We start from the raw sequence: 24133 nt of genomic DNA, 5'->3' as shown, positions 1-24133 counted from the left end.
GATGGATACAATGGAACCGGCGCAGACACCGGCAGAAATCCGGGAGACATTAGAGGGGACGCAGAAAGGCGGCGTGAAGAACAGCATCCGAAACTGCCTGACGGTGTTCCAGCGTGACCCGCTGTTTCGTGGGGCGCTGCGCCTGAACCTTTTGACGGAGCAGATTGACATTGTGAAGCCGCTGGGCTGGGAGCGCACCAGTACCACGCTGACCGACATGGACATGAACTACCTGCTTTTGTATCTGGAAGAAAATTACGGGCTTACCAGCGAGAAAAAGGTGCAGAGCGCCATCAAGATTGTTGCCAATGAAAACCGCTACCATCCAGTCAGGGATTACCTGAACAGCCTGCAATGGGACGGCACAGAGCGCATCCGTTACGCCCTGCATCACTTTCTGGGAGCCGATACGGACGAATACACCTATGAAGCCTTGAAACTGTTCCTGATGGGAGCCATCCGGCGGGTATTCAGACCGGGGAGCAAGTTTGAGGTCATGCTCTGTCTGGTTGGTGGTCAGGGAGCCGGGAAATCTACCTTTTTCCGGCTGCTGGCAGGCAGGGACGAATGGTTTTCAGACGATTTGAAAAAGCTGGACGATGAAAATGTGTACCGCAAGCTGCAAGGGCATTGGATTATCGAGATGTCGGAGATGATTGCCACAGCCAACGCCAAGAGTATTGAGGAAATCAAGTCATTCTTAAGCCGCCAGAAAGAAACCTACAAAGTGCCGTATGAGACACATCCGGCAGACCGGCTGCGGCAATGTGTATTTGGAGGGACGACCAACCGGCAGGACTTTTTGCCCCGTGACCGCACCGGCAACCGGCGCTTTCTCCCCGTGACGGTGTACCCGGAACGGGCGGAGGTTCACATACTGGACGATGAAGCGGCGGCGAGGGCGTATATCGAACAGATGTGGGCGGAAGCCATGACGGTTTATCGCAGTGGGAAGTATAAGCTGTCATTCAGCATGGAAATGAACCGATACCTGAACGCCCACCAGCAGGACTTTATGCAGGAAGACACACAGGCCGGCATGATCTACGCCTATTTGGAGGACTACACCGGCGACAGGGTATGTTCCAAGCAGCTTTATGAGGAAGCGCTGGGGAACTTAAATTCCCCGGCAGACTGGGAGACACGGGCAATCTGCGAGATTATGAATACCGGCATTGCGGGCGGCATCATACAGGGCTGGGTAGCCTACAAAAGCCCGAAGCGGTATAAGAAATACGGTTCTCAAAAAGGCTGGGAGCGTGTCAACCAAGCTCCGCCGGAGGGGGACGGTTTTCAGGAAATCACGGAAGAAGAAGCCCGGCAAATGGAACTTCCATTCTGAAAAGCCACCGGTTGACAGTTTGGTTGACGCTTTGGTTGACAGCCGGTTGACGGGGAAAAGCCTGATATTTGGGGCATTTCTCTCCTTTGTCAACCATGTCAACCAAGAAATCAAAGAAAAAGTAAAAAGTAATAATAGAGCGCCTATGGATTGTTTTCAAAGTCTTTTCTGCCGGTTGACACGGTTTGGTTGACACGGAGACAGTCTGCGGCTGTACACCTGTCTGACATTCCCTTGTCGGGCATATTTCATTTATGGAGGTAACTGCCTATGGCAAAAAGCAAAAACGAGAGCAATAACAAAAACAGCGGCACCCTGCTTACCGAAAAAGACAGCACCCAGTATTTTGTCATGGGGAAAGTCCGTATCAAGGTATCGGAGCATTTCGCACAGGATGGGAAGCCGCTTGACAGCCTGCTGGAAGATGTGATCCAGCACGCTGCCGCCGCTTCCTGAAAAATACGGAATAACGACTGTCAATCAGCCCACGCTTATGATATACTTGTACCAGCGAGTATTGTATAAGCGTGGGTTGTTTCTTTTAGAAGGAGGATTTTTAACCGTGAAACAACCATACAATACAACGATTTATAACACTGCACTATATTTGAGATTGAGCCGTGACGATGAATTGCAGGGGGAAAGCGGCAGTATCCAGACCCAGCGCATGATGCTTAGGCAGTATGCCGCAGAGCATGGGCTGACCGTTGTAGACGAGTACATTGACGACGGATGGAGCGGGACGAATTTCGAGCGTCCAAGTTTCCAAAGGATGATTGATGACATCGAGGACGGGAAAATCAACTGCGTTGTCACAAAGGACTTATCCCGTCTGGGAAGAAACTATATCCTGACCGGTCAGTACACGGAAATCTATTTCCCCAGCAAGGGAGTACGCTACATTGCCATCAATGACAATGTGGACACCATCAACGGAGAAAGCGAGCTTGCCCCGTTCTTAAACATCCTGAATGAAATGCACGCCCGACAGACCAGCAAAAAGGTCAAGGCTGCCATGCACACAAGATTTGCCAATGGCGCACACTATGGAGCCTATGCACCGCTGGGCTATGTAAAAGACCCGGACAAAAAAGGTCATCTTCTGATCGACCCGGAAACACGCTGGATTGTAGAGAAGATTTTTGACCTTGCCGTACACGGGAGGGGTGCCGCCAGCATTACACGGATTCTGGTGGAAGAAAAAGTACCTACCCCCGGCTGGCTGAACTATGAAAGATATGGGACTTTCGCTAATATCTACGCCGGTGCGCCCGCAGAAAAAGCCTATGCGTGGACGATAGCACAGGTCAAGAGCATTTTGAAAGAGGAAACCTACATCGGTCACAGTGTTCACAACAAGCAGAGCAACATTTCATTCAAGAACAAGAAAAAGGTGCGGAAGCCGCAGGAAGAATGGTATCGTGTGGAAAATACCCACGAAGCCATCATTTCCGAAGAAGTGTTCCAAAAAGTTCAAGAGCTGATTGCAAGCAGACGCAGGAAACGCAGAAACGGTACGACACAGATTTTCGCAGGATTGATAAAATGTGCAGACTGCGGATGGTCTTTAGCCTATGGGGAAAACAAGCAGAATAAGAACCCATACGGGTACTACCATTGCAGCAAGAACGGACAGGGATTACGCCAGTGTTCCATGCACTATATCCGCTATGATGTACTGTATGCCTATGTGCTTGCAAGACTGCAATACTGGTCTATGCTGGCACAGAAAGACGAGGACAAGCTGCTGAAACGGCTGCTCAATGCCAGCGACAGAGAAAGAAACTCTGCGAAGAAAAAGCAGGCTGCGGAGCTGAAAAAGGCAGAGAAGCGTAAAGCCGAGGTTGACGGGCTGTTTGCTAAAATGTATGAGGACTGGTCTGCCGGACGCATAACCGAGTATAATTTCAATATGCTGTCCGAGAAGTACCAGAACGAGCAAAAGGAGCTTGAAACAAAAATAAGACAGCTTCACGAAATGATGGAAGCCGCCGTACAGACCGCAGCGGATGCTGAAAAGTGGATTGCCCTGATGAAACAGTATGTCAACCCTGTGGAGCTGACCGCCGAACTTCTGAACACTCTAATTGAAAAAATAACCGTCCACGAAGCTGTCAAGGGCGAGGACGGAAGCCGTGAGCAGGAAGTAGAAATCTACTACCGCTTCATCGGCAAAATCGACTGACCTTTCTTTTTTACCCAATAATATCTTTAATTAAGGGAAACGGGAACAAATATGCCAGATCTTAGCATACTTGTTGAGCTTGCTGAATATTACGATGTTGAAATGAGAGAACTCCTGGATGGAGAAAGGAGCCAGGCTATGAATAAAGAGATGAGAGAAACTTTGGACAAAGTTGCAATGTATGAAGAATGGACAAAACGAAAAGCACTACAGGCTGGAAATCTTGCCTTTGCATCAATGTTTGTGATTGGTGTAATGGCAATTATTATTCAAATGTTATTGACAATAAATATTCGTTTTATTTTAGGAGAGACAGTAAGTGTTTTAGCCGGAGGAATCCTGTATGCAGCTATTATGATATATAATGGAATATGGGATAAATGTTTGCCCCAAAATACTACTGTATGGAGGGATTTTCTTACCAGCGTATTATGTTCAGGAATTTTTGCTTCCCTCTATGGCGTATGCTTGTTAAGAATGGGAGCTACAGAAACACAGATAACACGATTAGCTTTTGAATTTTGGATTGGTATTACTATTGTCGCATTTATTATTCTTAGAATTCTGACATTTATCAATCGGAAAAAGAAACAAAATCCAACAAATACTCAAAATATAAAAGAAATTTCACCATTATCTAAGATGGAATATATCAAGATTTACAATGCACAAAATATAATAGAAACGGAACAACTCATGGAAATGTTAAGACAAAATGGAATAATGGCTTTTTCACAGGAGGCAAGTGCGAATGTTGCGATGCATGGGGCACCTGGCTTTGGAATATATGGAATGGATATATTCGTAAAAACTGATGATGCAGAAAATGCAGTAGAGCTGATTAAGGAGATTCGAAATCAAGAAAAGCAGTAGAAAATTGGTATTCTTGATAAAAAAAATTGGATTCAAATGACAAAAGGAAAATGGCTAAAGCTGTTCTCTTTTTTCTATGCTATAATTCAAAAAAATATAAATTTTTTGAGACGCTCATCAAAAAAAGACGACTTTATAATTGAGAACATTTTTGAGGAGGGGAATATCATAGACGATAAAAAAATCATAGAACTCTATTTTGAAAGAAACGAGCAGGCAATTAAAGAAACAGATATAAAATATGGAAAACTTTGTCATAAAATTGCCTATAATATCCTAAATAACCTCCAGGATTCGGAAGAGTGTGTGAATGACACATATTTAGGAGTGTGGAACAAAATTCCACCTACAAGGCCGGATAACTTTAAGGCTTATATTTCCAAAATTGTCAGAAGTATTTCCATAGATAAATTTAGAAAACAAAAAGCTAAAAAACGATCCGCGGATATGGTTATGGCATTGGATGAACTTGCAGATATACTGCCAGATGAAAGGTATGCTCCGGGCAGGAATGACGAAGAGATTGGAAAATCAATCAGTATTTTTCTTAATAAACAAAAAGAAGTGGTCCGGAGAGTGTTTCTTCTAAAATATTTTTATTTTGAATCTAACATAGCTATTGCAGAGAGATGTGGTTTTACTGAACGCAAAGTAACACATATGCTGGCTCACACCAGAGCCCAATTAAAAGAATATCTGATCAAGGAGGAAATCTATCTATGAACATACCCAAAATTGCAGATGCCATTGGTTATATTGATAATGAGCTTATCACTGCTACACTGGAAGCACCGCCAAAGAAAAGGCATAATCCTGTAATGAAATGGATGACGGCTGCGGCTTGTCTTACCCTATTTGTAATCGCAGGTATTTTGATTCCGCATCTTTTAAAGAATGACGCAACAGCTGAAAGCAAATATAAATATCATGTTTCTAAAACAGAACGAGCCATAGAATGGCCATGGAAATACAAGACTGCAGCTGAAAAGTATCCTGCTATTAAGTTTAATGGAAAACAGTTTACCGTAAAAAGCCAGAATCCAATCCACACAGATGCACTAGGGGATGAGATTGGCTCCTGTATAGCAGAAGGCCTTGATCCTGATACCGAAAAAAAATATACGGAAACATTTGAGGTGCGGAAGATTCATGGAATATCAGAAGAACTGATGATTGCTGCAGGGAATGAAGACGGATTTTATGTTTATGCAGCTGATGAAAGCACTGCTCCAGATACTTTAGGGAAGTTGCTGGAACTGTATGGTCTTTCTCAAAATATAGAGTTAAACTACGTGACAAAATGTGAAAATTATGAGGAAAAAGAGGAACTTTTGCTGGATAATGATGATGAGATCTGGCAGATCCTTGCGGGCCGCAGTGATGCAAAACTTGATAATACAAGTGATTTCTTTGAAAGAGAGAACCGTATTTATCTCGCTTTCACTGCAACCTCGGAAACGCTGGGTGTTTATAACCGGGTGATCTACATTTCTGAAGACGGCTATTTCGCAACCAATATTTTAGACTATGAATACAGCTATTTCATTGGAAAAGAAGCAGCAGGACAGATCAGCAGTTATGTACAAAAGCATTCCACGGAAACAAAATCCAGCAGCAGTGTGCCAACCATATCCGGAACTGTTACGGAAATTGGAGATGGATATATGATAGTTGATGATACAGTTTTATGCCGGAAACCAAAAGCTGGAAAAAAATATAAGATATATACAGATGATATAAGGGTAAGAAGATGGATTGAAAGCGGGGAAATCAAGACAGGAGATCTTGTAGCGGTTGAATATGAAGGGAAAATTTCCAGCAACTGCGAGGTAACGGGAGCATATTCCATATTAACAGGAACGCTTGAAGAAGATGATATTCTAACTCAGGAATAATAAAAACAGGAAAAGGAAGGGTACTGGTTTGAATGCGAAACGAATTTATTTGATAAAGATTGCCCCGGTTGTTTTATTGGCAGGCACTGCTTACTGGCTCCTGGGTTCTGTTTTTTTTACATTTCTAACCTGGTGGGAGATGCTGTTTCTGTTAGGACTGGTATTTATGCCGGTAACATCCAGGATGTTTCGAGGATTTGATGATAATGGCTGGATGTTTTCCAAGGTACTGGCGGTTGCGGTATGCGGATATGCGCAATGGCTGCTGGCTTGTCTGAAGATCACTCCATTTACAGGAATCACCTGTGTGATCCTCACGGTTATCTGCTGCCTTGGAAGTCTTTTATATGGAATCAAATGTAAGAACAGGTTCCCGGATTCACTTCCCTGGAAACAGGCAGCTCTGGTCTACCGGGAAGAGATCCTGTTTTTCATTGTGTTCTTTTTCTGGACGTATCTGGCGGGCTTCCATCCTGCAGCCCATGGGACGGAAAAATATATGGATTTTGGTTTCATGCAGACCATGATGAGAAGTACCACTTTACCAGCCCAGGATATGTGGTATGCCGGAAAGCCTTTTAATTATTATTATGGCGGACAGTATCTTGCCGTATTCCTTACCAAACTGACCGGAACAAATGTAGAGATCACTTATAATCTGATGAGGACTATGGTTGCAGCTTTTGCCTTTCTTCTTCCTTTTAGTCTGGTGCGTCAGATGCTGAAGGACAAATTAAGGACTGGGAGAAAATGGGCTTTATATTTTGGCGGCATCCTGGCAGGAATGGCAGTATCCATGAGCGGAAATCTCCACTATATTATTTATGGGATCCTCCTCCGGCTGCTGAAAATAAAAACAGATTACTGGTTTCCAAGCTCTACCCGCTATATCGGCTTTGATCCGGCTGTGACCGGGGATGAGACGATCCATGAGTTTCCATCCTATTCTTTTGTACTGGGAGATCTTCATGCCCATGTGATCAATGTCTTTCTGGTCCTGACGGTACTTGGGATCCTTTATTCCTGGATGAAGATAAACTCAGGAAAAAGCTGGAGGCAGAGAGAAATTGGACTTCTTGGGCTGCTTCTGGGAATGTTCCTTTTTTCCAATACATGGGATTTTATGATCTACTATGTTGTGATCTGCGGAACATTGCTCTTTGGAAATCTGAAACGTTATTCTGCTGGTTCTTTTATAAGCCAGGCACTGAAATGGAGTGTGGTACAATGGGTTGAACTGCTGGTAGCTGCATTTCTTGTATCCCTTCCATTTCATATGACTTTTGAAAATGTAATGGTCCAGGGAATTGGAATTGTAAAAATACATACTGCTTTTTACCAGTTCTGTGTATTATGGGCATTCCCGCTTTTGGTCTGCGTACCATTTGTTATCGGGATTCTAAGAAGTATAGGGATGTTTCCAGAGAAAAAATTTCGCAACTTTTTTAACGGTATAAACTATCCAGATCTGTATGGTCTGGTTCTTGTACTTTGTGCTATAGGGCTGATCTTTATTCCCGAGTTCGTTTATATACGGGATATTTATGAAAAAACAGCCCCAAGAGCTAACACCATGTTCAAACTGACTTATCAGGCATATATCATGTTTGGGATTATGATGGCATATATATTGGTTTCATTTACAGTAACCAGGATAAAAAGATGTAGTGGTGCTGACAGTACTATAATATGCAAAGGGCTGCTGAGGTGTCCAAGACGCCAGGCTCTGACAGGGATCATCGCGATCCTGGTTTTGATTTCAACCTGCGGATACCTGGGAAATGCGATTACGCATTGGTTTGAGGGATTCCCCAAAAGGAGTGCATACCAGACACTAAATGCAACAAATTATCTGGAAACTGCAATTCCAGATGACGCTGCTGCGATCCGCTGGCTGAATGACAACGTCACTGGCCAGCCTGTTGTTCTGGAAGCCAGCGGTGACAGTTACCAGGATTATGATGACCGTGTTTCGGCAATGACAGGACTGCCAACGGTTTTAGGCTGGTATGTGCATGAATGGTTATGGAGAAATAATCTGGAAGAAGAAAATCAGAGAAAAGAGGATGTACAGACTATATACACTTCAAGTGATGCGGAACAGGTAAAAACATTGATAGAAAAATACCACATTTCTTATTTATTCATTGGAAGCTGCGAGTATGAGAAATATGGAGAAATAAATAGTGAGTTTTTAGCTTCGTTTGGAAAAGTTGTTTTTGAGCATGGCAACACGATAATAATTGCGTATTAAACACAGTTAGGTATCACAGGCTAAAAGTTACAAAAGATATTGTCTTCTAAAAATGAACCCATTTCCATGACTTAAAAATTGATAAATATCCACAAGGACAGCCTGGAAAATCGACTGTCCTTTTTTTGAGGGGGCAACTTTTAATAATAAATGCAGTTTTTTGGGGCTTTTCAAGAAATCTTGACTGACAATTCTGGCATAGCAAAAATTAGATCTATTGATGAGTCGGGAACATTTTCCCAGCATTTCTGATGCTATTTTAATTCATTTGACACCTTTTCGCTAATAGTATGATAGATTTCCTTTGTCGCTGAATCATTTGCACCATTTACGACCAATATTTTTCCATCTATACTCATGGCTACATATGAATGACGAGGAGGTGATTTTTGAAAAAGTTTATGCCCATTATCTATGTTATAGCATTCGTTATTGGCATTATCTTCATCGTAACAGCAGATACAGGCTTGATTACAAGTTATTATCCTGCTTTGATTGCAGGCATAATCATTAGTTGCTTTGCGGGAGTGTTCCTTGCTATCTACTTATATGCTTGGCATAAGCAATCTAAGTGAGTTATGTCAATTCAAGTTTGTAGAATTCAAAAATTTAATATGAAATGTGAGACAGAGCGTATGGAAATAATCTATACGTTCTATTTTTTTGCCTTTTTGAAAAAAGTGATCAAAAAACTATTGACATTTTATTACTGGAGGTGCGAAATGGACTATATGACATTGAAAGAGACCGCCGAAAAGTGGGGCGTGGCACCTCATAGGATAAATTATTATTGTGCTGGTGAGCGTATCCCCGGTGCTGTGAAAATGGTCGGTGTTTGGCTGATACCAAAAGAAGCACAAAAACCACTCGATAAGAGATACAAAGGAAACAAGAAATAGTTTCTTGTGAGGTTTCTGTGACATTTGAATGCTACACTAAGAATGAAGGAGTGTGATACAATGCGAATTTTAGTAGTCGAGGATGACCGACTTTTGAATAATACCTTGTGCTATAACTTGGATGCTGCGGGCTATGTCGTGGACTCTGCATTGACAAAATCAACAGCCAGTAATTTTCTAACTAAGCAGGACTATGACCTGATCGTGCTGGATGTAAACCTGCCAGATGGGAATGGCTTTGATTTCTGCGGTGAGGTAAAAGAGCGCCGGCCAGATACAGCGGTGATCTTCCTGACCGCAAATGATATGGAGAGTGATATGCTCAAAGGATATGAGCTGGGCGCTGAGGACTATGTGACCAAGCCTTTCCCCATGAGCGTCTTTCAAAAAAAGCTGTCCGTGGTATTGGGGCGGCTGGCGAAACAGACTGGCGGAGATTGCTATGAGGATAGCGCACTATCCATCAATTTCTCGGAGATGACTGCTTCACTGTCCGGTAAGCCGCTGGTGTTCACTCCATTGGAATATCGGATGTTGAAAATCCTGACCAAAAATCCGCAGATTGTTTTGACTAGGCAGATGCTACTTGAAAAACTGTGGGATGCCGATGGGAACTTTGTGGATGAACACGCCCTGACCGCAGCCATCAGCCGGGTGAGAAACAAAATTGAAACGGAAGGCCGCCAGTACATTAAGACGGTGTACGGCATGGGCTATATGTGGATTGGAGGGACGCTGAAATGAATATACGAAAATTCTCCATCAACAAAGCCTGTATCCTTTTGGGAATACTCTTGCTGCTGGCAGTTGGTGTGGTTTCTGCCGCTATTTATCTGCTGACCGAGAATATAACCGCTGTCGGGTATGTGTTCTTGTTCAGTGTCTTTGTGTTGCTTTGCGTCATCTGCTTTGTGACCCTGATCCGTCGGAAACTGGTCATGTTCTCCGATTCCTTTTGTGGTCAAATGGATGATATGCTCTCCGGGGATATTATGCAGCCGAAGCAGACGATTGAGGAAGAAAGCCTATTCTATAAAATCAACTACCGGCTGGGGCGGTTGTACGAAGTCATGCAGGAAAATAAAAACAACATCGCAAAGGAACGGGCTGACCTGCAAGAGCTGATTTCTGATATTTCCCATCAAGTCAAGACCCCGATTGCCAACTTGAAGATGATCAACAACACGCTGCTTGAAAACGAGGTTCCTCCGCAGAAGCAAAAGGAATTTCTGACAGCCCAGGCTAGTCAGCTTGATAAGCTGGACTTTCTCATGCAGGCCATGATTAAAACTTCCCGCTTGGAAACTGGAGTCATTTCGTTGGATCAAAAACAGCAGCCGGTTTATGATACCCTTGCCACAGCCCTGGGCTGGATTTTGTTCAATGCTGAAAAGAAACAAATAGATATACAGGTGGAATGTCCAGAGCATCTGGATGCGCGACACGATAGAAAATGGACAAGCGAAGCTCTGTTCAACATTCTGGATAACGCAGTGAAGTACACCCCGGCAGGCGGACAGATCCGTGTGTCTGTGGAAGGCTGGGAAATGTATGTAAAGATCAACATTGCCGACACCGGCATCGGCATCTCGGAGCAGCATCAGGGGACGATTTTCAAACGGTTTTACCGGGAAGATGCGGTACATGATGTGGAGGGGATTGGGATTGGTCTGTATCTGGCCCGTGAGATCGTGACCTTGCAGGAAGGCTATATCCGGGTGGCATCAGAGATTGGGCAAGGCTCAACCTTTTCTGTTTTCCTGCTCCGAAAGTAGTACCGACATTCCCTCAAAATTGAAATGTCACAGACTTATGACATTTGGAACCGAATTTCTTATAAATTCTTTGTAGCTCGTGACATTTCTGTGAGGTTCGGTCTTTATGATAAAACCATCACAAAGAAAGGATGGTGTTCTATATGAGCATATTGCAGACAACAGATTTAAAAAAATATTACGGCACTGAGCCGAACATCACAAAAGCATTGGATGGCGTAACCCTCTCCATTGAGGAGGGAGAGTTTGTTGCCATCGTTGGTACTTCCGGCAGGTGTAAGCCCACCTTGTTGAATATGATGGGCGGTTTGGATACACCGACTTCCGGTAGCATTCAAGTAAAAGGAAAAGAACTCTCTGAATTCAAGGATGAACAGCTTACCATCTTCCGCAGACGTAACATCGGCTTTATCTTCCAGAACTACAATCTGGTGCCGGTGCTGAATGTCTACGAAAACATCGTGCTGCCTGTGGAACTGGACGGAAACAAGGTAGATAAGAAGTTTATGAAAGAAGTAGTGCAGATGCTGGGACTGGAGGATAAGCTAAACAATATGCCCAACAACCTCTCCGGCGGTCAGCAACAGCGTGTGGCAATTGCGCGTGCCCTTGTTTCCAAACCAGCCATTGTCTTGGCCGATGAACCGACCGGAAACCTTGACAGCAGGACAAGTAGTGATGTATTAGGACTTTTGAAAGTTACCAGCCAGAAATTCCATCAGACCATTGTGATGATTACTCATAACAATGAGATTGCCCAGCTTGCCGGCTGTATTATCCGTATTGAGGACGGCAGAATTTCCAAGTAAAGGAGGGCGAAAATATGACAGATATTTTATTTGGGAATAACAACAGACCTGTCCTGAAACTTCTGGCAAAGCGTTCTTTGAAAGCCCGGAGAAACACCATTGCTGTATTGGCGATTTTGCTTGCCACACTGCTTTTTACCAGCCTGTTTACAATTGCCATTAGCTTGCAGACTGCTATGCAGGAAAGTAATATGAGGACAACCGGCACTTCTGCCCATGCAGGTATCAAGCGTTTATCTTGGGAAGAATATGAACGGCTGTCATCGGATACAGGGGTGAAGGACAGCGGATACTCGATTATCATAGGAAATGCCGTGGGTGATAAGTTCAACAAGACACCCACGGAACTGCGATATAGTGATGAAACCTATGCAGAACTAACTTTTAACACCCCCGACACCGGATATCTGCCGGAACAGAAAAATGAGATTGCCACCAGCCGTATTGTTCTGGCAGCGATGGGATTACCTGATGAGGTTGGTACACAGATGGAACTGACCTTTATAACTGATACGGATACATTTAGCGATACCTTTACGCTTTGCGGCATTTGGGATGGGGATGCTGTGGCGTATCGTCAAACAATTCTATTATCCAAAGAATATACGGAACAGGTAGCTCCTGTCATCCACGGGGAAACGGACGGAACAACCCCACCTGTGGGAACCGGTTATATTGATGCTGTTATGATGATGCCTACGGCATGGAACATTGAAAAGCAGGCATTAGATGTGACTTCCAAATACGGTTTAGATGAACGGGTAAGTATTAACGACGCTTACCAAACGGCAACGGTCAGTTTTTCTTCCATGCTGCCCCTTGTAGCTGGTATTGCGGTTATCTTTATCGCAGGGTATCTTCTAATCTACAATGTGTTTTATATTTCTATCGCACAGGATATTCGGTTTTATGGAATGTTGAAAACACTGGGAACCACTGCAAGACAAATAAGAAAAATCGTTTATAGAAAAGCAATTAAGCTATCTCTTATGGGTATACCTATTGGTCTATTGTTGGGATGGCCAATTGGTCGATTGCTGCTGCCTGCGATTGTAAATATGCTGACGGATGATATAAGGGTCGTTACTACGGTAAATCCGTCGATTTTTTTGGTGGCGATTGTTTTTTCTATGATTACTGTTTTGATTAGCTGCCAAAAACCTGCTGCGATGGCAGCCAAGGTTTCCCCGATAGAGGCGCTACACTATGTCGAGCAGGCAGGAGGAAAAAAGAAAGACCGTCGCAGTAAACGTATAAGCACAGTTATGATGGCAAAAAGCAATCTTGGCCGCAATAAGAAAAAAGTAACGATTGTCACCTTGTCCTTTGCACTCAGCATCGTTCTTTTGAACAGTGTCTATACCTATGTAACTTCCTTTGATTTCGATAAGTTTGTGGCTGATTTTAGTCTTACGGATTTTACAGTGTCCGATACAACGGTAATCAACAGCTATGCCCCGTATAACACGGCGAATGTGAGCCAGGATTTCATTCGTGAGGCTGAAAGGTTGAATGGTCTTGAAGATATAGGCAATGTGTACCTGTGGACTTCCAAACAGCCGCTTTCCAAACATGATCTTACAAAGTTGCAGGAACTTGCAGTTTCTTCCCGTGATATAGCAAATGAGCTGGGAAATTATAGGGTTCGACAGGAACATGGTGTCAATGTGTACGGGTTAGACGACTTTCCGGCAGAGTATGTGCGGGTTTTGGATGGAGAGCTGAACATGGAAAAATGGAGAGCTGGAACCGGCGTGTATGTAACACCGCTGCGGATGATGAGTGACGGTTCTCTCTGTTTGTATCAACCGGGAGACAAGATCTGTGTGCAGCAGCTTGATGGAACAAACAAAATACATGATGTATTGGCTGTGGTAGATATACCGAAAGCGTTAGAAACACCTTTACAAGTAGATATGGGACTGGATTATATTTTCCCGACAAATGAGCTGCTGGGAAATATGGTATCCGCCGACCAGCCGGCCATGAAAACCATCTTCAATGTAGATAATGAATACCAGCTTGCCACGGAAAACTGGCTGAAAAACTACACTACAAATACGGACACAGCTTTGGATTATCTGTCAAAAGTGACACTGCGGCAGACTTTTGATGGGATGATTAACATGTACCGTCTTGTGGGAGGTGCTCTTTGTGCGATTCTGGCGTTGATTGACATACTGAACTTTATCAATTCCATGATGACCTCTATTTTGTCCAGATACAAAGAATTGGCCATGCTGCAATCGGTAGGTATGACCGGCCGACAAGTCAAACAGATGCTAATGATTGAGGGGATTGGGTATTCCGCATTGGGGCTTATATGTTCCCTGCTCATCTCTATCGTGGGGAGTCTGACAGTGGTTCGAATGATGGGGGCAGAATTAAGTTATTTTACATGGCATTTTACCCTGCTTCCTGTGTTCCTCTGTGTAATACCGTTAGTTCTCATTACCGCCTTTGTACCTTTGGTCTGCTATAACAAAATGGCACAGAAAACAGTTGTGGAACGGCTACGCATTGCTGAATAAGATACACAGACGAGAAACGGTCATCCGAAAGGGTGGCCGTTTTCAAATGTCACAAAATTGTGAGATTTCAGCTGATAAAAGGCACCTGTCTGTGACATTTCTGTGAGGATTATCAGTATAGAGCTAATTAATGAACCTCTATATTTTTTTATCATTTCCTTCATCGTCCGATGTTCCTTTCAAATCTGTGATCCACAGCATGACATCTTTCAATACGGAAGTATTTAATTCCTAATAAATAAACTTTTCTTCTCTTTGGTTTCGGATTAAATCAGTTTCCTTCAATATTGCAAGGTATATTATGTGTCAAGAACCAGTTACTTCAAAAAAACTGTTTTATTTTTAGAAAAAACTGTTTGGGGAGAACCGATTGATGTTCAAATGCATCTAATTGATGTAAAATAAAAAAACACGTGTATAAATGTCCGGACCAAAGGAGAAACAGGCTATGACAAAAAGTGCATTTATTAAGGAGGTCCACGATGCGGAAGCGATGCTGTATCATGTGGCCAAATCCATTTTAAAAAATGATGCAGATTGTTGTGATGCTGTTCAGGAAACGCTTCTCAAAGCATATGAAAAGCTGGATACATTAAAAAAAGAGAAATTTTTCCGAACCTGGATCACCCGAATACTAATTAATGAGTGTAACGGAATCATTCGCAAAAGAAAAAATATCATTTCGGTGACCACCTGTTATCCGGTGCGAAGATCGTGGCCCACCATCCGAACCTGTATGCCGTTTACCTTACCAACCACGGATGCGGTCCTGATACCCTTGTAAACCATATGTTCCGTGAAGAGATGGGGGATAAGCCGTACCTTCAGATCGAGGTGGATGAGCAGTATTCGGCAGTCGGTATTATTACCCGTATTGAGGCGTTCCTTAACAGTATCTCCCACAGACCGCCAGCCCAGATGCCAAAAGATTTTAACATCCTGGATGTGAAGATGAAGCCAGCCAATATTAAGTTCAAGCCGGATGAGGACAAGACACTTGTACTGCCGGATCTTGGTTACCACACTTGGTACTTGGAAAACTATTTTGAACAGTGCGGCTATAAAAAGAGAAAAACACTGCCAGACTATTCCCGTGAAGTATTGATGAAGGGACGTGCAGAGACCAACTCCAAGGAATATCTGCCGTTCCCAGTGATGTTAGGTCAGATTTTGACCTTGTTGGAAGAGACACCGAAAGAAGAGCAGAAGGATTTGCAGTTCTTGATCCCATTTAACGAGGGTGCAGATGCAGATGGACAGTATGCAAGAGCCGTCCGGACGGTACTGGACCGCAAGGGATATGAGCATGTGGACATTATCGCGCCGATCCTGGAGACACTTCCAGTGACCGCAGATGATCCGGAGCTTCTGATGAAGGCTCTGGTTTGCGGCGACATCCTTTACAGTGCCGATCCGCATATGCGGGATCAGTGTTACCGCTCTCTGCTTCCAGATGGCAGCCTCCATGAGTGGAAAGACCTGCGCCGCTGGGCGAAGGAGATCGGAGAAGAAAGTACCTCAGCCAAATCACTGGGATTAGTTGGAACCTCTGCCAGCCTGACCAGCTTAAATGAGGGAATCCTGGAGCAGCTGGAGTATGAAGGAATCCTGTGCCGCCGGGCACCGCTGTCTGAGATGATGCTGTTTCTGTGGAAAGAAGCCTCTGGCAATAAAAATGCGACAGAGTTTTTCCAGAAATTGGAAAAACAGCTGTTGGCAATCCATGAGCGCCTGGGAGATAGAAGCAGCTTCAGCCAAGACCTAAGTGGGCTTCAAAAACGTGCCGATGAGTATCTGTCAGACTACTCTGGTGCCAATGGACGATACCGTTATGCAAAAGCACTGGAACTGGGTGAGAACTGCAGCGGTATCCTGATGATGGCACCACGCTATGAAAACACTGCTATGGTGCTGAATATGAGAGGAATCCACGACCACTGCCAGGCACCAGTTTATGACCTGTCCCTGGATGGGGACTTCGACGAGGCAGGATGGGAGAAACTTAGATCCTTCTTGTATTATTGTGAAGTATAACAGGCACATTATGCTTAGTACAGCGAATATTAAGTAGCCACTATGTTGATTAATTTGACTTTTCATATACTGCGTCAATATAGCAGATACTTAATTTTCACTGTACTGGGTACAATATAAATTAAAAAAGGAGACATAAAAAATGACAAGAATTAAGAACATCAACAAAGCAGAAGTCATGGCTTTAAAAGAGCAGGTAGAATACCAGGACGGACAGGTAGTCAGCAAAACACTGGCGCAGAACGAACACGTAAGTGTTACTCTGTTTTCTTTTGACAAAGGCGAAGAGATCGGCACCCATGAATCTGGCGGGGATGCCTTCGTGACCTGTCTGGATGGTGTAGGAAAAGTAACTATTGACGGCGAGGAATATATCCTAAAAGAAGGCGACTCCATCGTCATGCCAGCAAAACATCCCCATGCAGTATATGGACAGGAACAGTTCAAGATGCTGCTGGTAGTAATTTTCTAAGGCTGGCAGTAAAAGAAACTTACTTTCGTTTCATTTTTTATAAGAGACAAGGTCATTTAGGACACATTATAGTTACATTGTTAATTTTGGAAAAGTAGAAGGGTTAGAAAAAGGCGTACTACGGTTGAAATGCGGAATAGAACTGAATGTTTCAAGAGCAAAGAAAGAAGAGTTTACCGAGGCACTGTTTGAATATCTGAGGGAAAGGAATGGTTGATCTGATGAGTTTGCTAAGTGATGCTTAGTACAAGAATGTGAAGAAAATGGAGAGAAGGTTTTAAAAGAACTCTCTGTAGAGGAAATCTATAATTATTACGAACAAACAAATATCAAAGAGAAGGAGTGGATCAAACAATTAGTTTTTGAATACCAAATTGTGAATGTGAAATGAGTAAAGCCGAGAGTATTAATCTATCTCGGCTTTAGTATTTTTCCAAATTTTTGAATCGTCGATATTCTAAGGGTGATAATCCAAGCTGTTTTTTAAATACAGCTGCAAATTTCCCTTGATTAGAATAGCCGACCTGTTCGGATATTTCGGCAATCGGACGCTTTGTGTCCGAAAGAAGCCTTGCGGCTTCGTTCATACGGATTTCCCGCAGCCAGGTGGATATATTCTGTCCATATACGCCTCTAAAATAATTTTTCAGGCTGGTTTCACTGACCGAAAAGCGTTCTGCAATCTGCCGTACAGGAATGTGCTGGCAAAGATCATCTGAGAGAATTTGCGCTGCCCTTTTTGCAATTTCAACCTGCGTTTCCGTGTAGAAGCCGCAGGTTTTCGAAGGCCGGATTTCCATGTTAAAAAGCCGGTGGAGAAGTTCAAGCGTATAGATTTGCAAATGGAAGGCAGAGGGCTTTTCAGATAGCCGCCAGAGTTTTTGAAATATATTTTCCAGCTCACTGTCCGCTCCGTTGATATATGTCTTATGGTTGCCACAATAATTTTCTTCCAGCGTAGGGAGGTCAAGTGAAAAAGATTTCAAAAGTTCACCGCAGGACTGTAAAAGAAGTGGCAGGTCAAAGTATATTTTTATGCCCTGATATTGCCGTGTGGGAAAGATATATTCTTTCTGTGCGGTCTGTTCACTGACACAAAAATCATTTTCCTTCAGGTAAATGTAGGAGCCGTCATCCAGAAGCAATTCACTTCTGCCCGAAACGCAATAGTTAATCAGCAAAGGCTTTAGATTTGAATTTTCATCCGACTCCGGCCATACGGGAGCGTTTACAAAAATAAAAGCCAAAGTCAGCCCCGGAAAGAGCGTATGGAATGTCATGCGTCCCTTGCCATCTGCCCGATCCAAAAGCAATGTGCTGCTATTTGGACTGTTTTTCAAGGTCACACCAGAAACAGCATCGCTGTTTTCTAAAATGTTGCATATCATGTTACGCAACTGCTTCGCCCCTTTCATCATGCAAAATCGCTGATATTATTATACCTGCGAGAAAACTCCCGGTCAATGGATATTCTGGCAGAGCGAAAAAACTCCTTGCTATACGGGCTTAAAATACCGATATGTGCATAGAAGCACAGCTGATTGTATGCTATCATTATGGTTAGTTAGCAAGAACTAACAAAGACGAAAGTAATCATGTTAGGAGGTTTCGCAATGAACAACAAATTGCAAGGAAAGGACTTAATCAACATCGGTATTTTTACGGCGATTTACTTTATCGTCATTTTCGCAGCGGCGTCTATCGGTTTTATCCCGATCTTTATTCCGCTTATCAGCGTGATCGTGCCGCTTGTGGGCGGTATTCCGATGATGTTGTTCTTCTCCAAAATCAAAAAATTCGGTATGCTTACCATCTGCGGAGTGCTGCTGGGTATCATTATGCTGCTGACCGGCATGGGCTGGTGGTGCATCCCTACCGGGCTGATCTTCGGGCTGATTTCCGATTTTATGATGAAAGCCTGTGACTACAAAAATGCCAAGCGCGAAGTGCTGATCCACGGCGTTTTTTCCATGTGGGTAATCGGCGCCTTTATTCCCATCGTTGTGACGCGTGACGCTTACTACCAGAACCTGCTCCCCGGCTACGGTCAGGAATATGCCGATACGCTCATGGCTTATATGCCCGACTGGATTTTGCCGGTACTGCTTATTGCTGCTTTCGTCAGCGGTCTTGTCGGCGGCCTGATCGGACGGAAGATTTTCAAAAAGCACTTTGAGCGGGCGGGAATTGTGTAATGAGCCGCGAACTTCTTGCAAGTCAAAAAAACAATAGCGGAATTTTATTAGACCCCCGGACAAAACTGGCGGTACTGATTACCATAGCTGTCTTTATTTTAGGCGGTTCGTATGAAGGCATCATGCAGTATTACATCATCGTGTTGGCGGCGATCCCGCTGTTACTTTTGTCAGCGGCCAGAAAATGGAAAGGCGCTGTTTTCTATATCCTGATTTTTGGAGGCAGTCTGTGCCTGGAAATGTTCGGTCTGTCACGACTGGCTGGCGTAGCAAACTACATTGCAGTAGCCATTGTTGGCATTCTGCTGAGGTTCACCCCCAGCGTGGTCATGGGATATTTTGTGGTAACGACAACCACGGTCAGCGAATTTGTTGCGGCGATGGAACGGCTCCACCTGCCGCAGCAGATCACCATTCCTATGTCTGTGATGTTTCGCTTCTTTCCCACGGTTGCGGAAGAATGGAGCGCTATTGGGGACGCCATGCGGATGCGTGGCGTCCGCTTTGGTGGTGGAAAAGTCGGTGCGATTTTAGAGTATCGGATTGTCCCCATGATGATCTGCTCCGTCAAAATCGGAGAGGAACTGTCCCAGGCAGCCCTTACGCGGGGATTGGGAGGCCCGGTAAAACGGACGAATATCTGTAAGCTGGGTTTTCATGTGCAGGATGTTATTTTCCTGCTGATCTGTCTGGGAGCATTTGCAGCGCAAATCTATGTGCTTTCCGCAAGGGGGTGAAGGAAATGATTGAATGTCAAGATGTGTCCTTTTCTTATCCTGCCAGTACCCTTCCCGACAGTGAGAGGCAGGCCGGTGGCGCTTTGAAACATATTTCCTGCACTATTGAGGACGGTTCTTTTGTCCTGCTCTGCGGGACTTCCGGCTGTGGGAAAACAACCATGACCCGGTTGTTTAACGGCTTGATCCCCCATTATCATGAGGGGACTTATACCGGCTCCGTCTATCTGGATGGAAAGGATACCCGTGACCTGTCACTGTTTGATATTTCTCTGAAAGTCGGTTCTGTATTTCAAAATCCGCGTTCTCAGTTTTTCAATGTAGACACGACCAGCGAACTGGCTTTCGGCCCAGAGAATCACGGCATAGCGGAAGATCTTGTGCGTGACCGTGTAAAGCGTGTAGCTGCACAGCTAAAGTTGGAGCCGCTGCTTGATAGAAGTATTTTTTCTTTGTCCGGCGGTGAAAAGCAAAAAATCGCCTGCGGATCGGCAGCGGCAATTGACCCGGATATTTATGTGCTTGATGAGCCATCATCCAACCTTGACGCATACGCTATCGCTGATTTCCGACAGCTACTCTTTACTTTGAAATCGCAGGGAAAGACCATCATCATCTCTGAACATCGGCTGTATTATCTGTCCGGCCTCTTTGACCGTGTCCTGTACCTAAAAGATGGAGAAATCGAAGGTGATTATACAGCAGAGAAATTTTGCGGCCTGTCGGCAAGACAGCGCGATGATATGGGATTGCGCCCTCTTGATCTTGCGGGGCTTTCAGAAGTTGAAGGCACGCCGCAGAGAATGAATGAGGCGGTTTGGACGATAAAGAATGTGTCCTTTGCCTATAAGCATGAGCCGGAAACCTTGCATATAACGGAAACCTCTTTCCCATTCGGCAGCGCCACGGCCATCATCGGACATAATGGTGCGGGAAAATCCACCTTTGCCCGGTGCCTCTGCGGGTTGGAAAAGCACTTCAAAGGAACGGTGCAGGATCAGAGCAAGAACTATTCCAGAAAAGAACGATTGAAACTCTGTTATATGGTCATGCAGGATGTAAACCACCAGCTCTTTACCGAAAGTCTTCTGGATGAAATTCTGCTCAGTATGAGAACCGAGAATAAGCAAAGGGCAAGAGAAATCTTAAAGGAGATGGACTTGCTTTCCTTTGAGGACTGCCACCCGATGGGACTGTCCGGCGGTCAAAAGCAGCGCGTGGCGGTTGCCTCTGCGATTGCTTCGGAGCGCCCTCTGATTTTATTTGATGAACCGACCAGTGGCCTTGACCTGTTTCACATGAGGCAGGTTGCCAATGTTGTCAATCAGGTGGCAAATGCCGGAAGAACCGCGCTTGTGGTAACGCATGACCCGGAATTTATTCTACGCTGCTGCAATTATGTCCTTCACTTAGAAAATGGGCAAATTCTGGAAAGTTATTCCATAGCGAACGGCGATGGCCGAAACCGGCTGCTAAAGTTTTTCCTGAATGATATGGAGAAGGAGGTGTCCACAGAATGAAGGAGGAAAAGAAGGAGTCACCCATAGGCGTCTTATGGGGATGGGGCAAACCCTATCACGGGAAATTCATTGGCAGTATTATCCTTGCGGTATTAGGCGTTGTCTGCCAGATGGTGCCCTATTTCTGCGTGGCGCATATTGTCACAATGATGTTGTCTGGGGAACAGAATTATTCCCGCTATGTGACCGCTGGTATTATTGCACTGTGCGGATACTTTGGGAAGGTGCTGTTTTCCTGTCTTTCTACAACGATTTCCCACACAGCGACCTATTACACGCTGCGCGATCTGCGGGAAAATATCACCGCAAAGCTGGCCCGCGTCCCGATGGGGACGATTTTAGATACTCCGTCCGGCCAGTATAAAACAACGATTGTTGACCGGGTAGAAGGTATGGAGCCAACCTTCGCACACCTGATCCCGGAAATGACGGCAAATGTGCTGGTACCGCTTGTTATCGCCGTGTACCTGTTCCTTTTGGACTGGCGCATGGCGCTTCTGTCACTTGTTACGCTGGTGGTGGGCCTTGCTGTCATGTCTGCCGGCATGAAGAATTATCCCGTCAAATGGGAAGGCGCGGTTAAGGCAGGCAAGCAAATGGCAAATGTCATTGTAGAGTACATTGGTGGGATTGAGGTAGTCAAAGCGTTTAGTCAATCCGCCGGTTCCTACAAAAAATATTCTGACGCAGTAAACTATAACGCCAACTACTATGTGGACTGGATGAGAGAAAACCAAAAAACCATGAGCGCCTACAACGCCATTTTGCCATCGGTGTTGATTTGTGTGCTGCCCTGCGGCTTCGCGTTCTGGATCTCCGGCAGCCTGGAACTTTCCACTTTCCTGTCTATCGTAATTTTCTCGCTGGGACTGATTGGGCCGATTGTTGCAGCCTTTACCTTTACGGACGATTTGGCCGTATTAGGGACAAATGTGGAAGAAATCAGCCAGCTTTTGAACGCTGAAGAACTGAACCATAAGGATACGCCGGTCAAGCTGGAAGATACCGGCATTTCTCTTAGGTCTGTGTCTTTTTCCTATGACGGGACAACAGAGGTTTTGCATGGTGTGAGCCTGACCATCCGGCCCGGCACCATGACCGCCCTTGTGGGGCCGTCTGGCTCCGGCAAATCGACGGTGGCAAAGCTGATTGCCGGATATTGGGATGTTACATCCGGCAGCATTACCCTCGGCGGTCATGAGCTGAAGGATATACCGCTGTCTGAAATTGCAGATCAGATTTCCTATGTATCTCAGGACAACTACCTGTTTAACCGCAGTATCCGGGAAAATATCCGCATGGGAAGACCCAGCGCCACAGACGCGGAGGTGGAACAGGCCGCCGAACAAAGTGGTTGCGACGCCTTTATCCGCGGGCTGGACAATGGCTATGATACGGTTGTCGGCAGCGCCGGTTCCCACCTTTCCGGCGGGGAGCGCCAGCGTATTGCCATCGCCCGTGCCATGCTGAAAAATGCACCGGTTGTCATTTTGGACGAGGCAACTAGCAGCGTTGACCCGGAGAATGAGGACGAATTGCAGCGAGCTATCGAGGCACTGACTCATGATAAGACCAGCACTCATGAAATCGCCAGGTATCTGAAGATTACCGAAAAGGCAGTTTACAGGTGCATGGACAGGCTGAAAGAAAAAGTGAAGAAGATCTTCGAGTAATTCATGATAATCAAAAAGCAGGGTGTGAGAACAAACTCCACCCTGCTTATCATTTATTAGAAAAAAGGAAACTTTTGTCAAAACCAGTATTTAAAAATTTTATCAGTAATAAAGTGCAGAATGATGTTTGGATTGCAGTTTTTATGCAACTATTTCTTGTTGCTATTGACAAAACCTTTTTCAGAGATTAAAATTATAACAGCGTTATATAGCACTGTTATATAGGAGGTGTGCAAAATAAACGGAAATGGAATGACTTTAGAAAATATCCACCGGGCAGCGAAAGCGGAATTTTTAGAAAAAGGATATAAAGACGCTTCCCTGCGGAATATTGTGAAATCCGTGGGAATGACTACCGGAGCCTTTTACGGATATTACAAAAGTAAAGAAGAACTTTTTGAAGCCATCGTTGGTGAGCATTATGAATATATTCGCAACCGTTTTATAAAGGCACAGCAGGAGTTTGCTGAACTTCCAGCTGCCAGACAGCCGGAAGTCATGAGTGATATTTCGGGAATCTGCATGTACAATATTCTTCATTATGCGTATGAGCATTTAGAGGAATGTAAACTGATCCTTGTCTGTTCGGAAGGAACAAAATTTGCCGGGCTAATTGATGAAATGGTGGAGATTGAAGTGGAAGGGACTCATGCCTATCAGGAGGTTTTAAGGAAGCTTGGAAGGCCCTCTCCCCATATCGATCCTTCGCTGGAGCATATTCTGATCACCGGCATGTTTCATACTTTTTTTGAATTGATCATTCATGAAATGCCGCTAAAAGATGCCGAAAACTACGTTAGAGAAATGCGCGCCTTTTATACAGCAGGATGGATGAAAATTATGGGGCAGTAATGCCTTATAATTTTTGTTTGACAGTTAGCTGCTGCTAACCTAAATTCGGATATTGTAAGAACATAGACGTGTTCTCTTTATCATAAA

At 44.5% G+C, this 24133-nt stretch carries 21 protein-coding genes and 2 pseudogenes; 22 read left to right on the top strand and 1 reads right to left on the bottom strand.

Annotation, left to right across the window (positions count from 1 at the left end; all coding sequences use genetic code 11):
• The first annotated feature begins 1 nt into the window (after position 1).
• The 17 genes and pseudogenes from AB5170_RS06215 to AB5170_RS06135 all read left to right on the top strand — a co-directional run.
• Positions 2 to 1342, top strand: a complete 1341-nt coding sequence (locus AB5170_RS06215; RefSeq protein WP_009321442.1) for a virulence-associated E family protein — start codon at positions 2 to 4, stop codon at positions 1340 to 1342.
• A 270-nt stretch (positions 1343 to 1612) separates the two neighbouring features.
• Positions 1613 to 1798, top strand: coding sequence for a hypothetical protein (locus AB5170_RS06210; RefSeq protein WP_368361857.1), 186 nt, complete (start codon positions 1613 to 1615; stop codon positions 1796 to 1798).
• Between the two features lie 106 nt (positions 1799 to 1904).
• Positions 1905 to 3527 carry a recombinase family protein gene (locus tag AB5170_RS06205; protein ID WP_077726929.1) on the top strand — a complete coding sequence of 541 codons (1623 nt, stop codon included), beginning with the start codon at positions 1905 to 1907 and terminating at the stop codon, positions 3525 to 3527.
• Between the two features lie 138 nt (positions 3528 to 3665).
• Positions 3666 to 4400, top strand: coding sequence for a DUF2007 domain-containing protein (locus AB5170_RS06200; protein ID WP_368361856.1), 735 nt, complete (start codon positions 3666 to 3668; stop codon positions 4398 to 4400).
• A 36-nt stretch (positions 4401 to 4436) separates the two neighbouring features.
• Entirely contained in the window at positions 4437 to 5123 is a 687-nt protein-coding gene (locus tag AB5170_RS06195; RefSeq protein ID WP_173774166.1) for an RNA polymerase sigma factor, read from the top strand.
• Positions 5120 to 6295 (top strand): hypothetical protein, encoded by a 1176-nt coding sequence (locus AB5170_RS06190; RefSeq protein ID WP_173774167.1) that lies wholly within the window; start codon positions 5120 to 5122, stop codon positions 6293 to 6295. The genes AB5170_RS06195 and AB5170_RS06190 overlap by 4 nt, the downstream gene beginning before the upstream one ends.
• 28 nt (positions 6296 to 6323) lie before the next feature.
• Positions 6324 to 8549 carry a DUF2298 domain-containing protein gene (locus tag AB5170_RS06185; protein ID WP_173774168.1) on the top strand — a complete coding sequence of 742 codons (2226 nt, stop codon included), beginning with the start codon at positions 6324 to 6326 and terminating at the stop codon, positions 8547 to 8549.
• A gap of 389 nt (positions 8550 to 8938) precedes the next feature.
• Positions 8939 to 9124 (top strand): hypothetical protein, encoded by a 186-nt coding sequence (locus tag AB5170_RS06180; RefSeq protein ID WP_173774169.1) that lies wholly within the window; start codon positions 8939 to 8941, stop codon positions 9122 to 9124.
• Between the two features lie 147 nt (positions 9125 to 9271).
• Positions 9272 to 9448, top strand: a complete 177-nt coding sequence (locus AB5170_RS06175; protein ID WP_173774170.1) for a DNA-binding protein — start codon at positions 9272 to 9274, stop codon at positions 9446 to 9448.
• Between the two features lie 60 nt (positions 9449 to 9508).
• On the top strand, positions 9509 to 10192 hold the full coding sequence (locus AB5170_RS06170) for a response regulator transcription factor (protein ID WP_173774171.1): 684 nt from the start codon (positions 9509 to 9511) through the stop codon (positions 10190 to 10192).
• On the top strand, positions 10189 to 11223 hold the full coding sequence (locus AB5170_RS06165) for a sensor histidine kinase KdpD (RefSeq protein ID WP_173774172.1): 1035 nt from the start codon (positions 10189 to 10191) through the stop codon (positions 11221 to 11223). Before AB5170_RS06170 ends, AB5170_RS06165 begins: the two co-directional genes overlap by 4 nt.
• 143 nt (positions 11224 to 11366) lie before the next feature.
• Positions 11367 to 12032 carry an ABC transporter ATP-binding protein gene (locus AB5170_RS06160; RefSeq protein ID WP_173774173.1) on the top strand — a complete coding sequence of 222 codons (666 nt, stop codon included), beginning with the start codon at positions 11367 to 11369 and terminating at the stop codon, positions 12030 to 12032.
• Between the two features lie 14 nt (positions 12033 to 12046).
• Positions 12047 to 14563, top strand: a complete 2517-nt coding sequence (locus AB5170_RS06155) for an ABC transporter permease (protein WP_173774174.1) — start codon at positions 12047 to 12049, stop codon at positions 14561 to 14563.
• A gap of 448 nt (positions 14564 to 15011) precedes the next feature.
• Positions 15012 to 15347, top strand: coding sequence for a sigma factor (locus tag AB5170_RS06150; RefSeq protein ID WP_330590286.1), 336 nt, complete (start codon positions 15012 to 15014; stop codon positions 15345 to 15347).
• Positions 15278 to 16597, top strand: coding sequence for a hypothetical protein (locus AB5170_RS06145; RefSeq protein WP_173719085.1), 1320 nt, complete (start codon positions 15278 to 15280; stop codon positions 16595 to 16597). The genes AB5170_RS06150 and AB5170_RS06145 overlap by 70 nt, the downstream gene beginning before the upstream one ends.
• Before the next feature lie 142 nt (positions 16598 to 16739).
• Positions 16740 to 17069 carry a cupin domain-containing protein gene (locus AB5170_RS06140; RefSeq protein WP_173772299.1) on the top strand — a complete coding sequence of 110 codons (330 nt, stop codon included), beginning with the start codon at positions 16740 to 16742 and terminating at the stop codon, positions 17067 to 17069.
• A gap of 61 nt (positions 17070 to 17130) precedes the next feature.
• Positions 17131 to 17286 (top strand): annotated as a pseudogene (locus AB5170_RS06135) (DNA-binding response regulator); the annotation flags it as partial.
• Between the two features lie 205 nt (positions 17287 to 17491).
• On the opposite strand, the gene AB5170_RS06130 reads toward AB5170_RS06135, so the two are convergent.
• Positions 17492 to 18457, bottom strand: a complete 966-nt coding sequence (locus AB5170_RS06130; RefSeq protein WP_173772298.1) for an AraC family transcriptional regulator — start codon at positions 18455 to 18457, stop codon at positions 17492 to 17494.
• Between the two features lie 225 nt (positions 18458 to 18682).
• On the opposite strand from AB5170_RS06130, the gene AB5170_RS06125 reads away from it, so the two are divergent.
• The 5 genes and pseudogenes from AB5170_RS06125 to AB5170_RS06105 all read left to right on the top strand — a co-directional run bounded on the left by AB5170_RS06125 (position 18683) and on the right by AB5170_RS06105 (position 24046).
• Positions 18683 to 19264, top strand: coding sequence for an MptD family putative ECF transporter S component (locus tag AB5170_RS06125; protein WP_044930260.1), 582 nt, complete (start codon positions 18683 to 18685; stop codon positions 19262 to 19264).
• Complete coding sequence (locus AB5170_RS06120; RefSeq protein WP_173772297.1) at positions 19264 to 20001, top strand: energy-coupling factor transporter transmembrane component T; 738 nt, start codon at positions 19264 to 19266, stop codon at positions 19999 to 20001. Before AB5170_RS06125 ends, AB5170_RS06120 begins: the two co-directional genes overlap by 1 nt.
• Positions 20002 to 20006: 5 nt before the next feature.
• Positions 20007 to 21521, top strand: a complete 1515-nt coding sequence (locus AB5170_RS06115; protein WP_173772296.1) for an ABC transporter ATP-binding protein — start codon at positions 20007 to 20009, stop codon at positions 21519 to 21521.
• Positions 21518 to 23071: pseudogene (locus AB5170_RS06110) on the top strand (ABC transporter ATP-binding protein); the annotation flags it as partial. The gene AB5170_RS06115 and the pseudogene AB5170_RS06110, both read left to right, overlap by 4 nt.
• A gap of 375 nt (positions 23072 to 23446) precedes the next feature.
• Positions 23447 to 24046, top strand: coding sequence for a TetR/AcrR family transcriptional regulator (locus tag AB5170_RS06105; RefSeq protein WP_173719079.1), 600 nt, complete (start codon positions 23447 to 23449; stop codon positions 24044 to 24046).
• The last annotated feature ends 87 nt before the right edge of the window (positions 24047 to 24133 follow it).

Source organism: Ruminococcus sp. RTP21484sp1_RTP21281st1_A8_RTP21281_210402, assembly GCF_040914025.1.
Classification (GTDB): domain Bacteria; phylum Bacillota; class Clostridia; order Lachnospirales; family Lachnospiraceae; genus Blautia_A; species Blautia_A faecis.
This window is presented reverse-complemented; position numbering and strand designations above follow the sequence as displayed.

Bases quoted from the DNA above. Each gene is read 5' to 3' on its own strand.
- AB5170_RS06215 (WP_009321442.1), top strand. From the start codon at position 2: ATGGATACAATGGAACCGGCGCAGACACCGGCAGAAATCCGGGAGACA.
- AB5170_RS06210 (WP_368361857.1), top strand. From the start codon at position 1,613: ATGGCAAAAAGCAAAAACGAGAGCAATAACAAAAACAGCGGCACCCTG.
- AB5170_RS06200 (WP_368361856.1), top strand. From the start codon at position 3,666: ATGAATAAAGAGATGAGAGAAACTTTGGACAAAGTTGCAATGTATGAA.
- AB5170_RS06195 (WP_173774166.1), top strand. From the start codon at position 4,437: ATGACAAAAGGAAAATGGCTAAAGCTGTTCTCTTTTTTCTATGCTATA.
- AB5170_RS06190 (WP_173774167.1), top strand. From the start codon at position 5,120: ATGAACATACCCAAAATTGCAGATGCCATTGGTTATATTGATAATGAG.
- AB5170_RS06175 (WP_173774170.1), top strand. From the start codon at position 9,272: ATGGACTATATGACATTGAAAGAGACCGCCGAAAAGTGGGGCGTGGCA.
- AB5170_RS06170 (WP_173774171.1), top strand. From the start codon at position 9,509: ATGCGAATTTTAGTAGTCGAGGATGACCGACTTTTGAATAATACCTTG.
- AB5170_RS06165 (WP_173774172.1), top strand. From the start codon at position 10,189: ATGAATATACGAAAATTCTCCATCAACAAAGCCTGTATCCTTTTGGGA.
- AB5170_RS06160 (WP_173774173.1), top strand. From the start codon at position 11,367: ATGAGCATATTGCAGACAACAGATTTAAAAAAATATTACGGCACTGAG.
- AB5170_RS06155 (WP_173774174.1), top strand. From the start codon at position 12,047: ATGACAGATATTTTATTTGGGAATAACAACAGACCTGTCCTGAAACTT.
- AB5170_RS06150 (WP_330590286.1), top strand. From the start codon at position 15,012: ATGACAAAAAGTGCATTTATTAAGGAGGTCCACGATGCGGAAGCGATG.
- AB5170_RS06140 (WP_173772299.1), top strand. From the start codon at position 16,740: ATGACAAGAATTAAGAACATCAACAAAGCAGAAGTCATGGCTTTAAAA.
- AB5170_RS06130 (WP_173772298.1), bottom strand. From the start codon at position 18,457: ATGATATGCAACATTTTAGAAAACAGCGATGCTGTTTCTGGTGTGACC.
- AB5170_RS06125 (WP_044930260.1), top strand. From the start codon at position 18,683: ATGAACAACAAATTGCAAGGAAAGGACTTAATCAACATCGGTATTTTT.
- AB5170_RS06120 (WP_173772297.1), top strand. From the start codon at position 19,264: ATGAGCCGCGAACTTCTTGCAAGTCAAAAAAACAATAGCGGAATTTTA.
- AB5170_RS06115 (WP_173772296.1), top strand. From the start codon at position 20,007: ATGATTGAATGTCAAGATGTGTCCTTTTCTTATCCTGCCAGTACCCTT.
- AB5170_RS06105 (WP_173719079.1), top strand. From the start codon at position 23,447: ATGACTTTAGAAAATATCCACCGGGCAGCGAAAGCGGAATTTTTAGAA.